Below are 14,312 nucleotides of genomic sequence, written 5' to 3'. Positions count from 1 at the left end.
GTTTCGAGGTTTCACCATACCCGCTTATCCCTAGAATCGTGGCCTCTTTTGCCCCCTTTTGTAGGGAGTCAGCGCCCCCGGGGTTAGTTCTCTGCTACTCCGCGCTTCCAATATCCCATGAAGGAGACCTGGGAGCGCGAAATTTCTGCCTCGCGCACTAGCAGGCGGCGCATAGCTTTGACTGCGGAGGCCTCGCCTGCAATCCACCAGTAGTCCGCGTGAGGGTCTTGCGTGCCTAGTTCCTCGCCGCTGGCAGAGTAGCTGGGCGTTTCCCACAGTACTTCCCGAGGCCCTGAGCTTGCCGATGCCCCCGCAGCCTCCCCGTCTGCCCCTGCCGGGCCTTCGGGGGTGGCACCAGCAAGTGGATTGGCAAATGGGCGGCCGAGTTGGGCAGTCAGGTGGGTGGCTAGGGCATCGGCAAGCAAAGCCCCGTGCGCCTGGTCTTGGCGCACGTGGTACGTCACGGTGAGGCCATCCACGGTGGGAAGCTCCTGCTGGTCGGCGGCGTCGGGGATTTCAATGTCCACGGTGCCGCGCAGGCCCTGGGGCCAATCGCAGACAATGCGGGCCAGGGCCGGCAGTGCGGTCTCATCCCCATAGAGGTGGGCCTGCGGGCAGCCGCCGGGGTTGAACTCGATGCCCAAGCCCTCTGGGTCCTGGGCCTGCGGGGCGATGACGTAGATCTGATCACCCGGCTGAGCGCCGATAGCCCACGTGGAGGCCGGGCCGCTAAGCCCCGGGGCGGTGTGCACCACGAAGTCGATGTCCAGCTCGCCGGCGTTGCGGTCAAACTCGCGTACCGAGTAGGTGCGAATGGCTCCCCGGGTGTTGTGGTCCAGGCTCTGCCAGACGGGGAACCACTCCGGGGTGCACGGGACCTCCGGCAGGCCGGCCTCTCCGGGGATGATGAGCTTGATGCGAATATCTAGCGCCGGGCCCTGCGGCCCCATGGCGTCTAGGCCGCTAAAGCGTACGCGCTGGAAGTTGGGGGAGATGCGCTCAGAGCTGACAACAGTGGCAAGGTGGGGTTGATAAGGCATGATGGTCCTTTCGTGTAGAGGTGGTCAAGGGGTGGTTAGCAACGCGCCAGGGGCGCTGGATTCAGATGGCGCCGATGGGCATCACGGCGGGCAGCCCAGAGACGGGGTCGTCGATAACGATGGAGTCGATGCCAAAGACATCGCGCACCGTCTGCGGAGTCAGCGTGTCTACCGGCGGGCCCTGGGCCACGATGTGGCCATCGGCCACCGCGATGAGCTCATCGGAGTAGCGCGCTGCCAGATTCAAGTCGTGGATCACCATGACAATGGTGGTGCTGCGCTCGCGATTGAGCGCGCGCAGCAGCTCTAAGACTTCTAACTGGTGGCGAATGTCGAGGTAGGTGGTGGGCTCATCGAGCAATAAGATGTCGGTGTCTTGAGCCAGCGCCATGGCGATCCAGACGCGCTGGCGTTGGCCGCCAGAAAGCTCATCTAAGCTTCGCTGGGCTAGCTGCGCCGTTCCGGTGGACTCCATGGCTTGGGCCACGATGTCGTAGTCACGCTGACTCCACCGGCCCAGTAGTCCTTGGTAGGGGGTGCGTCCGCGGCCGACGAGGTCGGCGACCACAATGCCATCGGGGGCTGCCGGGGACTGAGGTAGCAGGCCCAATTGTTGGGCCAGCGCCTTGGTGGGCAGGCGGGAAATATCTGCGCCATCGAGCACAATGCTGCCCGCCGTCGGGGCCAGTAGGCGCGATAATGATCGCAGCAGCGTGGATTTTCCACAGCCATTGGGTCCGATGATGGAGGTGACCTTGCCTGGGCGAATATCCACGCTCAAGCCCTCGATGATGGTGCGCTGCCCATAGGCCAGACTGACTTCCACGGCGCTGAGCTGGTGCGCGCCGACTTGCGTGCCAGCAGTCGCCGCAGTCGCCGCAGTCGTCGCGGCTGGCGCGCCGGGATTATCGCCGGCAGTCTCGCCGGGGAATGTGGGGCGGTGGTGGTCCATGTGCGAGGCGTTCTCCTTTCTAGTAGTTCTTCTTGCGGTAGTTGTTCATGCAGTAGTCGTTCGTGCAGTAGTCGTTCGTGCAGTAGTCGCTAGAGCGTTAGACCTAGCGCCGCGAGCGGATCAGCAGGTAGATAAGGAAGGGCGCGCCCAAGGCGCCAGTAATTACGCCCACTGGGTAGCGGGTGCCAAAAAGGTATTGGCCTGCCAAGTCGGCAACCAGCATCAATAGTGCGCCCACCAGGGCCGAAGGCAGCAATAATGCGGTGGTGTTGCTAAAGACTCGGCTGGCAATCGGCCCGGCCATAAACGCTACGAAGGACACCGGCCCGGCGGTAGCGGTAGCTACCGCCACCAGCACCACCGCACACCCGATCAGGTTGGCGCGCACTACAGTCAGGTGCAGGCCCAGGCCGATGGCCAGGGCATCGCCAAGCTGTAGCACTGCCAGGCGGTTATTGAGCGCCACCATCACTGGGGCCAGGACCACTATGCATACCAGCAGCGGTGCGCCGCGCTCCCAGCTCATGGTATTAAGCGAGCCAGTAAGCCAGCGCGTGGCTGCGTGCAAGTCCCACTGGGGGGCTTGGGAGATGACAAATTGCGTCCAGGCCTGCAACACAGCAGATAGTCCAATGCCAATGAGAATGAGCCGGGTGCCGGAGAAGCCAGATTTGAGCGAGAGCACATAAATGACCGCGGCCACCACCAAGGAGGCCACTAAGGACATTGCAGAAACCGCCACTTGGGAAAAGTGGAACAACACCAAGCCAGTAACTCCCGCAGCAGAGGCCGCCGCAGAAATGCCAATGATGTCCGGGGAGGCCAACTGGTTGCGCAGCATGGTTTGGAAGGTGTTGCCAGCTAGGCCAAAGGCCAGGCCCGCTGCCACGGCGATGGTGGCGCGCGGCAGGCGCAAATCCCCGATGGTAAACTCTGTGCCCGGGGCGGGGTTGCCCACGAGCACCGACCACACTTCGGCGGGGCTAAACCACGCCTGGCCAGCCATGAGGCTTAGCCACCAGATGGCTACCACCGCCACTAGCAGTGCGCCTAGGCGCCAGCGATAGGTCCGGGCGCGTACCCGGCGCTGTTGGCGCAGCTGGGTAGCTAGCGCCGGATGGGCTGCGGCAGGAGTGGAGGCCGCAGCCGAAGTAGTAGAAGTGTGGGTACTCATAGTTCACGCACCTTGCTGCGCCGGACAATCCAAATAAACAGTGGCGCACCAATGAGTGGGGTAATAATGCCCACGGCCACCTCCGTCGGTGGGGCGACCACGCGGCCCAGGGTGTCGGCAGCCACCAGCAACACCGCCCCGCCCAGCGCTGTGGCGGGCAGCAGTACGCGGTGGTCGGTGCCGAGCACCAGGCGCAACACATGGGGAACAATCAGGCCCACAAAACCAATGGGCCCAGCGATCGCGGTGGCAGTACCGCAAAGAATCACCGCCCCGCAGGTGGCCACCAGGCGCGTGCGGGTGACGTGGATGCCTAGGCCGGTGGCGGTGTCATCGCCTAGTGCCAGGGCGTTGAGCCCACCGGCGCTGAGCACAATGATTGCCACACCCAGCACAAATAGTGGGGCGGCGAGTCCCAGTAGGTCCCACTTGGCCCCGCCTACCGAACCAATTTGCCAGAAGCGGAATTGGTCCATGACATCGGTGCGCGGCAGCAAAATGGCGCTGACCAGGCTAGAACACGCCGCTGCGGTGGCGGCACCGGCTAGCGCCAGAGCCAGTGGCGTGGCTTTGCCTGTGCCCAGAGTGCCAATGAAGTAGACAAAGGCAGCCGCGGCAAAGGCGCCGGTAATGGCAATGAGCATCATTGGCACTGGCCGTGATACAGAGAAAAACGCAATGCCCACAACCACCGCCAGTGATGCGCCCGAGAGCACCCCGAAGATGCCCGGATCTGCCAGCGGATTGCGGGTTATCGCCTGGAAAGTCGTGCCCGATAGTGCGAGCGCGGCCCCGACGGCAATCGCTAGCACGGTGCGCGGAACCCGCAGGTAGGCCGCGGCCTGGCTGGCGGTATCGGTGGCTCCGCCTAGGGCTGCCCAGGCATCGGCCACGGTGATGTCACGCACGCCAAACATCACCGATGCCAAGGTGGCCGCCACCAGAGCTAGCGCCAGCCCGGCCAGCACTGCGGCTTTGATGCTCCTGTGCTTGCCGATGCCGCCAGTACCTGCGGGCCCGAAACCTGCCGAGCCGGAGCTTGCGGGGGCATCGGCAGTGTGGGTATCGGCAGTGTGGGCGTCGGCAGTGTAGGCGGAGACAGTGGGGTGCTTAGCAGACATGGACTAGGACTGCAGGCCTGCTTCGAGTGCGGCGAAGTACTTGTCCAAGCTCCACGGGATAGACAGCGGCGAGGGGTTGGCAGAAGCACCCAGCGGGCCGTTGTCGATGAAGGCGACGTTGCCGTTCTTAATAGCTGGAATCTTGGACTTGAGCGGATCCTTTTGCAGGTCAGCTAGCAGCTTAGCGTCGTCCTCAGACTTACCGGAAGAGTAGGCGATGATGAGCTCAACGTCCTCGAACTGCTCCGGGTTCTCCGCAGAGACCTCCACCCAGAACTTCTCCGCGTCGCGGGAGTTTTCTTCCACAATGGCCGGCACGCCAAAGCCGTGGTCAGCCAAGAAGCCCATGCGCGGATCAACGGTGGGGTAGAACCCCAGCTTGGAGGCATCCGTGGTGCCGCCAAAGGCGGTAAAGAGTACCTTGGTGCCCTTGAGCTTGGGGTGCTTGTCCAAGGCGGCAGCGACCTGGGAGTCCAAGTCCTTGACCAGCTGGGCGCCTTCTTCCTGCTTGCCCAGGGCGGTGGAGTTGAGGTCAATCATCTGTTCCAGGGAGGTGGACCAGGCTACATCCGGGTAGGCGACCACTGGGGCAATTTTGCTCAAGGTGTCGTAGTCTTCCTGGGTCAGGCCGGAGTAGGCAGCCAGGATGACGTCCGGCTTGGTGGCGGCGACCTGCTCGAAGGGGATGCCGTCGGTCTCGTCGAAGAGCTCTGGGGTCTCGGCGCCGAGCTCTGCGAGCTTTTCTTCCACCCACGGCAACAGGCCGTTGTTGTCATCATCGCCCCAGGTGGCCTTGGAAATGCCCACCGGGACAATGCCTAGTGCCAACGGGACCTCGTGGTTGGCCCAGCCCACGGTGGCCACGCGGGTGGGCGCCTTGTCGATGGTGGTGGTGCCGAAGTGGTGGGTAATGCTCACCGGGAAAGCGGCCTGGCTGTCTGCCTGGCTGGCCGATGCCGTGGCCGAGTCTGCGGCCGAACCAGCAGACGAGGCGCTGCCGGACTGGTTGGCATCTTGGTTGGAGCAAGCGGCCAGGGTCAGCGCCAGGGCGATGCCGCAGGCGGCAGCGGTGGCCTTGCGGGCGGGAGCCTTTCGGGCAGCGGCAGAGGGTGCGTTAAGCAAGGGGTTCTCCTTGTGAAGGTGGTACAAGCGTTTCGCAGGCAACGGGCCGGGACCGGGGCAGAAACCGGACCGGGGATCGGACCGAGGATCAGACCGGGGTTTGGGCGATGAGTGCGCGACCGTGTGGAAAGCGCACCACATCTGCCGGGTACCCGCGAAACGCAGTGCATATGCGAGATATGCGATGGATAAACGTCAGGGGAAGCCGATTGCAGGATTAGGTAAGGCTCGACTAACGGTACACCGGTTTGGCTGCGCAGGGCACATGCGGTGATCAGATTCACTAAACCAGTGTGGTTGTTGGCTTCGCCCGCTGGCTTACGAGCACCCCTCCCGCCGGACTAACGTGTGCCCAGTGATTGACCCGCAAACTAACTCCCGAACTGAGCCCACCCAGCCTATAACCGCGCGCGCTGCTGCGCGGCCCAGTACCGTCACTGGGGTGCGGTTTACCCGCCGGCCCTTGCCGCAGCAAGCCGACATCACCCCCGCGCGACGGCGCCTGGTGATGCTGGCCATGGCCCTGGGGGCATTTGCCATTGGTACCACGGAGTTTGTCTCCATGGGTTTGCTGCCGCTTATCGCGGGCGACTTTGGCATCACGGAAGACGCCGCCTCCACGGTGATCACCGTCTACGCACTGGGCGTGGTGGTAGGCGCGCCCGTTATTGCCGCACTTACTGGCAAGCTGCCGCGCCGGCGGCTGATTCTATTGCTGATCGCCTTTTTGTTGCTGGGCAATCTACTCACCGCACTGGCACCGAACTATGGGGTGCTGCTGGTGGCACGATTCATTGCCGGCCTGCCACATGGCGCGTACTTCTCCGTAGCCAACCTTTCGGCGGCATCCATGGCTCCAGCCGGCGAGCGCGGTAAGGCCATGGCCTTTGTGGGGATGGGCTTGGCGGTGGCCACGGTCATCGGCGTGCCCGCCGCCCAGGCGCTGGGCCAGGCACTGGGGTGGAACGCTGCCTACTACCTGGTCGTGGGGATTGCCGCAGCCACCATGGTGCTGCTCTACCTGCTCATGCCGCACATGACCCAGATGCAACAAACCGACATCTCCACCGAGTTCGGGGCCTTCCGCAACTCCCAAGTGTGGCTCACCGTCATCATGGGAACCGTGGGCTTTGGTGGCATGTTCGCCGTCTACACGTACATCACCTGGACCATGACAGAAGTCGCGGGAATGGAACCCCGGTGGACCTGGGCGGTGCTGATGGTCTACGGCATCGGCATGACAGCAGGCAACGCAGTGGGAGGGGTACTAGCAGACCGCAACCTGGAACTGGGCATCGTCGGGGCGCTAGGGGCCATGGTGGCCGTCTCGGTGGTTTTCTACTTTGCGGCGCACAGCGTCATCGCCGGGGCGCTCAGCTTTGGCCTGCTGGCATTCTTCGGTGCCACCCTGGTGCCGTCGCTGCAGCTGCGCCTGGTCGAAGTCGCCGGGGACGCCCAAACCCTGGCCGCCGCCCTGAACCAATCGGCGTTGAACATCGCTAATGCCGCCGGGGCCAGCATTGCCGGTGTCGTAGTCGGCGCGGGCTATAGCTATAACTCCACCGCCTTGGCCGGCGCGGGCCTGGCTGCCGCAGGTGTGCTGACCTGGATAATCACCATGTGGGACGCACGGCGCCGCGGCCAGCGCCCGCGCGTGAAGGTGGTCGCGCAGGGCTAGCCGGGCGCCGGGTAGGGTATGGCGCATGACTTTTACCATCGCTTCTGTCAACGTCAATGGCATTCGCGCCGCCTGCAAGCAGCGCAACGAGGACAACCCCGGCATGAACGCCTGGTTGGAGACCACTCCCGCTGACGTGGTGTTGCTGCAAGAAGTCCGCGCCACCCCGGCGCAGACCCGCAAGGCCCTCGCGCCCGCCCTGGAGGCCGGCTGGCACCTGGCGCAAGCAGACGCCCAGACCCCCGGGGCCAAGGGGCGCGCCGGGGTGGGCATCCTCTCGCGCACTGAGCTTGCCGATGTCTCCGTGGGCTTCGGTTCCTTCACCGACTCTGGGCGCTGGATTGAGGCCACCGTGGGGCAGGTGCGCGTGGCCTCGCTCTACCTGCCCAGCGGCGAGGCGGACTCGCCAAAGTTGGATGAGAAGTACACGTTCCTGGACCAGCTCGCGGCCGTGCTGCGTGACCGGGCGGCGCAGTACTCGCAGATGGTCATTGGTGGGGATTGGAACATTTGCCACCGCGCCCAGGACTTGAAGAATAACAAGGCTAATGAGAAGAAGGCTGGCCACCTGCCGGAAGAACGCGCCTTCATGGACCACGTCTTTGGGGCGTTTCCGGATCCCCAGCCGCAGGACAAGCCGGGCCTTGGCCAGTGGCGCGGGGTGGTGGACTACTCCCCGCACCAGCCTTGGGAGCCTGCCGATGCCCCCCAATGGTTCGACGTCGCCCGCCGCCTGGCCCCCGACGCCGAGGGCCCCTATACCTGGTGGACTTACCGCGGTCAGGCCTTTAACAACGATGCCGGGTGGCGCATCGACTACCAGGCGGCCACTGCGGCCATGCTGGAGCGCGCGCAGCGCAGCTGGGTAGAAAAGGCCCCCAGTGTCGAACAACGCTGGTCTGACCACTCTCCGCTGCTAGTGGAATACAGCTAGTACAAGCGGCAGTGCAAGCCCAGCTAGCCCCAAGTAGCACGGTACCGCGGGGCACATACTGCTAGAAAGAAAACAGGAAGCAAACGGGGACGGGATGTTTACGGCGCTGTATATCGTGGGGATTACCGCAGAGGCGATGACGGCTGCGCTGTCAGCCGGGCGGCAAAAGATGGACCTTTTTGGGGTAATGCTCATCGCGGCAATTACCGCCCTGGGTGGCGGCTCGGTGCGCGATATCGTGCTAGGGGACTACCCCTTGACCTGGGTCGAACACCCGCACTACCTGGTAATTGTCCTGGTTGCCGCAGTGGTCACGGTGTGGATGGCCTTCCTTATGCACTACTTCCGCCATCTCTTCTTAATCCTGGATGCCCTGGGCCTGGCCGTGTTCGCGGTCCTGGGCACCCAGGTAGCGTTACACCTGGGGCATGGTTTTGTCATCGCGGCGGTGTGCGCCATCATTACCGGCGTTTTTGGGGGAATCCTGCGCGATCTGCTTTGCGACAGAGTCCCGCTGGTGCTTTCCAATGAGCTTTATGCCTCAATCGCGGTCTTTGCCACGGCCGTGTACATGGCCCTGGTGCACTTTGAGGTCGCGGCTGAAGCTGCGGCGTTGACCACCGTGGTGGTGGCCCTGGTGGCGCGTCTGTGGGCTATCTATTCGCATACCAACCTGCCGGTGTTCGAGTATCGCGGGGCGGAGCAGCCGATCGATCCGCGCTTGCGTCTTTCGGCGCGCCTGGTGCGCGATGGGGCCCGGGCCGCCAAGCGCAAGACCGCCGCAGTGGCGCGTTTAGCTACCCCCGCGCACTTTCCGCTCAAACGACAATCGCCGCAGCGTTGGGACTATAACCAGGACCGGAACCAGGTGGATGGCTCTCGATTTGGTGATGGCGAGGCCAACAGGGATCCAAAAAAATAGGCCCCCGCGTGGCTGGGGTGTTAAGCTGACAGGCAGTTTAACCGTTCAACTGCAGATGTTTGGAGCAACGCATGGCACGCGCAGCAATTGAATTCGTCCTGGGCGCAGTGGTTTTGGCCCTGGCTATCTGGTGGTACACCCTGGTTGGCCCGTCCTTCGCCTTCCTGGGCCCGATTATCCTCATGGGCGTCGGTGGCGCCCTGATGGTCGTAGGCTTTTCTAACTTCCTCAACACCATAAGCCCCACCTCCCGCAAGCTCTAAGCCTGCCTACCATTTCTAGCCCGTCACCGTTGTGGCGGGCTTTTGTATGCCTAGCTTGCCGATGCCCCACGCGGCCAGGCACCAGCCCCTGCTCGCCTTGGCCATGGCCTGTCGCCAGCTCCCGGCCCGCTTCCAGGGCACGGGCGCCTACGCGTGGCCCGTGCCCGCGACCGGCCGCCGCCATCCTGGCTGCCATCGCTACCGCCTGCTGCCGACACCCCGACTGCCACCGCTACCGCCTGTCGTCTACGCGTGGCCCGACTCTACTCCCGGGCGCCGTCACCTCGACCGCCAACCCGCTTCTGCTCCGTGATCGGCCTACCCCCGCCTGGGTTGAGTCACCCCCGTGTGGGTGCCCCCATTACCATCGGTAAATCCTTCCAAAGTTTACCCTCATTGCACACTCGAGTGGACAATTTTCCGATAACCCTTGCGAACGTCCCGCGAGAGTGTTTATTCTCGGTGGCATGAACTTCGAGACACTACTTGCGGGCCAAGGCCCCGTCATCGACGCCCTGGCTGGTTTCGCCGGCCACAGCGTCGAAGACCTCACCGCAAACGGGCTATGCCCGTTTGTCGCACGCAAGTACGTCACGCTGTATAACACCTACTACGGACAGACCTCGTTTACCGGCTTGCAATACAAAGCCCTAACCGCCGCCCGCACCCAAGGACATTCTGCTGAAGCCTTAGACTTCATCGAGTCCAAAACCAACCGCGTGGCTGACAAGCTCGCCAAATGGAAACTACGCGTCAAACTCTGCAAGACGCCTGCCGCACAAATCGAGGCCGTTGCGCGAGAGCAGTTGAAGAAACTAGCTAAGCCGCGCGAGGTTAAAGAAGGCGTGAAACTCACCCACCACGCCAACGGGCTAGCCACGCTCAAAGCCACAGGCAAGTCGGTCGACATCATGGACGTCCACGCTGTGGTTGACCCTCAAGATCAAGTAGAAAGCTTCCTTGCAGCTTTCAGGGGCGGGGGTGCTGGCAAACAACGCTACATCCCGATCATCCCCATCTACATTGATCAGATCTGTGAGTTCGTCGACCGGATACACAACCCCGGCCGGTACCCCACCGATGCTGATATTCGCGTCCGCGCCTCCAACGGCGCCATCCTCACTGGCAAGGACCTGTTAGAGCGGTTGTGCCTGGACTACGGGTTTATCGCAGCCCTCTCCCGTGAGCACGGCCCTCTGGATTTGTACCGGTATTCGCGTACCGCTAACTCTAAGCAGCGCTTATTGCTACTCGCCGAGGGAGCAGAATGCTCCTGGATAGACTGTCACTTGCCGTTTGATAAGTGCCAAATCCACCACATCCAACCCTGGAACCAAGGTGGCCAGACCAACATGTCAAACCTTACCCCGCTGTGTCCGCACCATAACGGTGCTAATGAAGACCACCCGCCAGACGGTATCCCGATAACCCGGGGCCGGATGGTGCGCATGGGTACCGGGGTTGGGTGGCAAGCACCCGGTGGCGCACCACCAATACAAACCCGGCCCGAGCCCACACCACCATCAGCCACACCCACCACCTACCCACCGGAGGCTCACCACCAGGCACCACCACCACCGGAAGCCCACCACCAGGCACCACCACCACCGGAAAGCTAGCCGCCAGCAGACCAGCTATCGGCCTCACGTCCAGCAATCGGACCAGCCGGAAGGTATACAGCCTCTTGCCAGATGGCAGGCACCGGCGGACGGTAGGGAGCTGGCGGCATCGGAAAGCACACAGCCCCAACCGCGACGACAAAAAGCGCGCGGAAGGGGCCAGACGTGCGGGGGTCCGGGCGGCAGGTACTCTAGTGTGCATGGCACATACTGAAGTATCACGCGTTCTCTCCGGCATCCAACCCACCGCGGATTCGTACCACCTGGGCAATTACCTGGGGGCGCTGAAGCAGTGGATTGACCTGCAGGACGACTATGAGGCGTTTTACTTCATCCCGGATCTGCACGCCATTACCGTGCAGCAAAACCCGCAGGAGCTGCGCGAGCGGACCATTGCTGGAGCTGCCCAGCTCATTGCATTGGGGATCGACCCGGAAAAGTCCACCCTCTTTGTGCAATCTCACGTCCCCGCCCATGCGGAACTGACTTGGGTGCTGCAATGCCTGACCGGCTTTGGGGAGGCCTCGCGGATGACGCAGTTCAAGGATAAGTCCGCGAAGCAAGGATCTGACCGCACCTCCGTGGGCTTGTTTACCTACCCGATGCTGATGGCTGCTGATATTTTGCTGTACTCGCCGGACTTCGTTCCGGTGGGCGAGGATCAGCGCCAGCACCTAGAACTAACCCGCAACCTGGCTGAGCGCTTCAACGCCACATATGGGCAGACGTTTAGGGTGCCGGAGCCGCTGATTCCGGAAGGGGCGGCGAAGATATATGACCTGCAGGACCCGACATCGAAGATGTCGAAGTCCTCGTCGAACCCCAAGGGCATTATCAACCTGCTGGATGCGCCGAAGACGTCTGCTAAACGCATCAAGTCTGCCGTGACTGATGATCTGGGGGTGGTGGCTTTCGACCGGGAGAACCAGCCGGGGGTGTCGAACCTGTTGGTTATTCAGTCGGCGCTGACGGGAGAGTCCGTTGATTCGCTGGTGGACAAGTACGTCGGCCAGGGTTACGGGCACCTGAAGGTTGATACCGCCGAGGCCTTGGAGGCTTTTGTGACTCCGCTGAAAGCTCGCTTTGATGAGCTCATGGCTGACCGTGGCGAGCTGATCTCTATCCTGGCCCGGGGCGCAGAGCGCGCTAATGAAGTGGCTCAGCCGCTGGTAGATGATGTCTACGAGAAGGTCGGGTTCCTGAAGACACCGCGCGCCTGAACGTCGATTTCTTGTCGCGCCAGGACTGGGGCCGCTGTAAGTTAGCGGCCTCAATTGCGCTTCTTAGCAAGAAAATAGCTAGGGTAGGGCTGGTAACTATGTACCTTTAAGGAGAGGAAACCCGCCGCCCATGGCAGCTGCGACTACTAAAGCTGATACGGCCAACACGGACATGTACGGTATCGAGCGCGCCCGGAAAGACGAGCCGGGCGCGGTGGACAAAGTCCGCGAACGCTCCCCACTAGTCGATCACCTGATGCGCATGCAGGACCGCTACATGTCTGAAGGCGGTAACCAATTCGCAGCTGGTATCACGTATTACTCGGTGCTGGCCATTTTCCCGCTGTTCATGCTGCTGGTGGCCAGCCTGGCCACGGTACTGGCCAACCGTCCGGACCTCTTCCAGCAAGTGCAGGACCACATCACCAACGCTGTCGAGGGCGATTTGGGGGATACCCTTAACCAGGTCCTGGAGACCGCCATCAGCCAGAGGGCTGCCATGTTCGGTATCGGTGGTTTGACTACCTTGTGGTCGGGCTTGAGCTGGATGAACCACCTGCGTATCGGTATCTCTTCCATGTGGAAGATGGATCCCACCGATGGCGGCAACTTTATCAAGAAGAAGTTCAGTGATCTGCTGGGCCTGCTGGGTTTGCTTATTGCGCTTGTTGTGGCCTTCGGCGTTACCGCTGCTGGTACGTCAGGGCTTACCCAGAAGGTCTTCGAGCTGGTGGGTATCGAGTCGTTCCCTGGCATGGATAAGGTGCTCTTCTTTGCGGGTCTAGCCATTGGTATGGTGGCCAACTTCCTGGTGTTCTGGTGGCTGATCGTGGTTCTGCCGCGCACCAAGGTCCCCAAGAAGTCTGGTTTTATTGGCGCGCTCATTGGGGCGGTGGCCTTCGAGGTAATCAAGCAGCTGTCCACCATGATCATGTCCTCGGCCACCGGCAGCCCGGCCGGTGCGGTCTTTGGCCCGGTCATCGTCTTGATGGTGGTCATGTACCTCATCTGGCGCGTGGTGCTCTATGTTTCTGCGTGGACGGCCACTACGGAGGAGTCCCTGCTCCACGTTGAGGACGTCGATGTCCCCGCCCCGGCCATCATTCGCGTGCGTAACGAGGTCAAGACCGGACCCTCCCCGGCACTGACGCTTGGCGCCGGTGCAGCCATTGGCGCTGCCGGGGCCGGCATTGCGGCTCTGCTGCGTCGCAAAAAGTAAGTTCTAGGGGGACGCGTTGCGCTAACGGCGTTTGGGGGATTAATTGGCCGGGCGCACCGGTGGGATTCAGGCATGTCCAGGGCGGGGGCTAGAATGGCTGGCATGTCTGCCCCTGATCTCTACGCGTTTTTCCGCTTGGACCCTAAGGATAACTGCACCGCCCTGGGTGTACAGCTGTCCGCGCGCGATGCCCGCTTGGCCGGTGATGGTTTTAGTACCAGCAGCCAAGAGCGCAAACTAGTCAGCATCGGCTATGCCGTCCTGGCTAATGATGCCAACCGGCAGGCCTACGATGAGGCCCTCCAAGCCAGGCGCACTCCTACCTGGCAGGAGTTGCAATACCTAGGGGATTTTGGCACCTGGCCCCCGGAGTACGCCGGTTGGACCGAACCAGATCCGGAGCATCGATCACACAATCCCTACGCAGACACTGCCTTTCCAGGAGTCGGCCGTAGTGACCCGAATCCCGGCCCCACCTCCGCGAGCCCTTTCCCCAACCCTGCGAATCCATATGTGCAGCAGCCCCAAGGCGGCCAGGTCTCGCCTGCGAATCCGATTTGGGGGCAGCCCACCGGTGCGGTGAACTATGCAGACTTGCAACAGCGTGCGAGTAACGGAACGCGTGCCCTTTTGGGACTGGCGGACCTTTTTATCGCTACTTCTGCAGCCGGTGTGGTGGCCGTGCCGCTCACCCTGGATGGGAGTTCTCTTTTAGCGCCCATCGTATACGTGGCCGTCATGCTCGCTGTGGTGCTTGTTCCGGAGCACTACTGGGGCGGCAGCCCCGCCAAGCTGCTGTTTGGCTACCGGGTGCGCGACGTAGATACCAAAGAGCAGTTGAGTCTCGGCCGCACGCTACAGCGCAACTGGTTCCGCTTAGCCATCGCTGTGCCGGCGGTGGGGCCGCTGGTGAGTAGCTTGGCCGCCATTCATGCGTACTTTTCTATTAGTGCCGACAACGATTTGCGGGCCCCGCATGACCGGCTAGCCGGGGCGGAAGTAGTAAAGAAGACCCGCCGCTAACAGCCCGTCCCAAGACCACCCGGGA

Annotated in this window: 13 protein-coding genes; 8 read left to right on the top strand and 5 right to left on the bottom strand. The window is 62.5% G+C overall.

Translation table 11 applies throughout. From position 1 onward, the window contains the following. Nucleotides 1-83 precede the first annotated feature (83 nt). From G7Y31_RS09375 to G7Y31_RS09355, 5 genes are all read right to left on the bottom strand, one after another. A complete protein-coding gene (locus G7Y31_RS09375) occupies nt 84-1,040 on the bottom strand; it encodes a siderophore-interacting protein (protein WP_165009826.1) in 957 nt (318 codons plus the stop codon). Between the two features lie 61 nt (nt 1,041-1,101). Then, nucleotides 1,102-1,992 carry an ABC transporter ATP-binding protein gene (locus G7Y31_RS09370; RefSeq protein ID WP_165009824.1) on the bottom strand — a complete coding sequence of 297 codons (891 nt, stop codon included), beginning with the start codon at nt 1,990-1,992 and terminating at the stop codon, nt 1,102-1,104. A gap of 103 nt (nt 1,993-2,095) precedes the next feature. Beyond that, nucleotides 2,096-3,166, bottom strand: coding sequence for a FecCD family ABC transporter permease (locus G7Y31_RS09365; RefSeq protein WP_165009821.1), 1,071 nt, complete (start codon nt 3,164-3,166; stop codon nt 2,096-2,098). After that, nucleotides 3,163-4,287, bottom strand: coding sequence for a FecCD family ABC transporter permease (locus G7Y31_RS09360; RefSeq protein WP_165009819.1), 1,125 nt, complete (start codon nt 4,285-4,287; stop codon nt 3,163-3,165). The genes G7Y31_RS09365 and G7Y31_RS09360 overlap by 4 nt, the downstream gene beginning before the upstream one ends. 3 nt (nt 4,288-4,290) lie before the next feature. Next, entirely contained in the window at nt 4,291-5,340 is a 1,050-nt protein-coding gene (locus G7Y31_RS09355; protein ID WP_244977474.1) for an iron-siderophore ABC transporter substrate-binding protein, read from the bottom strand. A 577-nt stretch (nt 5,341-5,917) separates the two neighbouring features. Here G7Y31_RS09355 and G7Y31_RS09350 point away from each other — a divergent pair. The 8 genes from G7Y31_RS09350 (at nt 5,918) to G7Y31_RS09315 (ending at nt 14,287) form a co-directional block, all read left to right on the top strand. Beyond that, the gene (locus G7Y31_RS09350; RefSeq protein ID WP_165009851.1) at nt 5,918-7,087 is read left to right on the top strand and encodes an MFS transporter; all 1,170 of its coding nucleotides are present in this window, start codon (nt 5,918-5,920) and stop codon (nt 7,085-7,087) included. 25 nt (nt 7,088-7,112) lie between these two features. Then, nucleotides 7,113-8,021: an exodeoxyribonuclease III gene (locus tag G7Y31_RS09345; protein ID WP_165009815.1), complete on the top strand. Its 909-nt coding sequence runs from the start codon at nt 7,113-7,115 to the stop codon at nt 8,019-8,021. A 94-nt stretch (nt 8,022-8,115) separates the two neighbouring features. Then, on the top strand, nt 8,116-8,943 hold the full coding sequence (locus G7Y31_RS09340) for a trimeric intracellular cation channel family protein (RefSeq protein WP_165009813.1): 828 nt from the start codon (nt 8,116-8,118) through the stop codon (nt 8,941-8,943). Between the two features lie 71 nt (nt 8,944-9,014). Continuing rightward, nucleotides 9,015-9,206, top strand: coding sequence for a hypothetical protein (locus G7Y31_RS09335; protein ID WP_165009811.1), 192 nt, complete (start codon nt 9,015-9,017; stop codon nt 9,204-9,206). Nucleotides 9,207-9,673: 467 nt separating this feature from the next. Then, nucleotides 9,674-10,825 carry an HNH endonuclease signature motif containing protein gene (locus G7Y31_RS09330; RefSeq protein ID WP_165009809.1) on the top strand — a complete coding sequence of 384 codons (1,152 nt, stop codon included), beginning with the start codon at nt 9,674-9,676 and terminating at the stop codon, nt 10,823-10,825. Between the two features lie 200 nt (nt 10,826-11,025). Next, entirely contained in the window at nt 11,026-12,045 is a 1,020-nt protein-coding gene (gene trpS, locus G7Y31_RS09325; protein WP_165009807.1) for a tryptophan--tRNA ligase, read from the top strand. Between the two features lie 130 nt (nt 12,046-12,175). Beyond that, nucleotides 12,176-13,264 (top strand): YhjD/YihY/BrkB family envelope integrity protein, encoded by a 1,089-nt coding sequence (locus G7Y31_RS09320; RefSeq protein WP_165009805.1) that lies wholly within the window; start codon nt 12,176-12,178, stop codon nt 13,262-13,264. A gap of 102 nt (nt 13,265-13,366) precedes the next feature. Further along, nucleotides 13,367-14,287: an RDD family protein gene (locus G7Y31_RS09315; protein ID WP_165009803.1), complete on the top strand. Its 921-nt coding sequence runs from the start codon at nt 13,367-13,369 to the stop codon at nt 14,285-14,287. Nucleotides 14,288-14,312: the final 25 nt, after the last annotated feature.

The organism is Corynebacterium lizhenjunii, assembly GCF_011038655.2.
In the GTDB taxonomy this organism is placed as follows: domain Bacteria; phylum Actinomycetota; class Actinomycetes; order Mycobacteriales; family Mycobacteriaceae; genus Corynebacterium; species Corynebacterium lizhenjunii.
The sequence above is the reverse complement of the archived record's forward strand: the minus strand, read 5'-3'. Positions and strand labels throughout refer to the sequence as shown.

What these genes read in the sequence shown, in the direction of transcription:
- G7Y31_RS09340 (WP_165009813.1), top strand. Translation starts at nt 8,116, where the DNA reads ATGTTTACGGCGCTGTATATCGTGGGGATTACCGCAGAGGCGATGACG.
- G7Y31_RS09375 (WP_165009826.1), bottom strand. Translation starts at nt 1,040, where the DNA reads ATGCCTTATCAACCCCACCTTGCCACTGTTGTCAGCTCTGAGCGCATC.
- G7Y31_RS09365 (WP_165009821.1), bottom strand. Translation starts at nt 3,166, where the DNA reads ATGAGTACCCACACTTCTACTACTTCGGCTGCGGCCTCCACTCCTGCC.
- G7Y31_RS09370 (WP_165009824.1), bottom strand. Translation starts at nt 1,992, where the DNA reads ATGGACCACCACCGCCCCACATTCCCCGGCGAGACTGCCGGCGATAAT.
- G7Y31_RS09345 (WP_165009815.1), top strand. Translation starts at nt 7,113, where the DNA reads ATGACTTTTACCATCGCTTCTGTCAACGTCAATGGCATTCGCGCCGCC.
- G7Y31_RS09320 (WP_165009805.1), top strand. Translation starts at nt 12,176, where the DNA reads ATGGCAGCTGCGACTACTAAAGCTGATACGGCCAACACGGACATGTAC.
- trpS (WP_165009807.1), top strand. Translation starts at nt 11,026, where the DNA reads ATGGCACATACTGAAGTATCACGCGTTCTCTCCGGCATCCAACCCACC.
- G7Y31_RS09350 (WP_165009851.1), top strand. Translation starts at nt 5,918, where the DNA reads ATGCTGGCCATGGCCCTGGGGGCATTTGCCATTGGTACCACGGAGTTT.
- G7Y31_RS09330 (WP_165009809.1), top strand. Translation starts at nt 9,674, where the DNA reads ATGAACTTCGAGACACTACTTGCGGGCCAAGGCCCCGTCATCGACGCC.
- G7Y31_RS09360 (WP_165009819.1), bottom strand. Translation starts at nt 4,287, where the DNA reads ATGTCTGCTAAGCACCCCACTGTCTCCGCCTACACTGCCGACGCCCAC.
- G7Y31_RS09315 (WP_165009803.1), top strand. Translation starts at nt 13,367, where the DNA reads ATGTCTGCCCCTGATCTCTACGCGTTTTTCCGCTTGGACCCTAAGGAT.
- G7Y31_RS09335 (WP_165009811.1), top strand. Translation starts at nt 9,015, where the DNA reads ATGGCACGCGCAGCAATTGAATTCGTCCTGGGCGCAGTGGTTTTGGCC.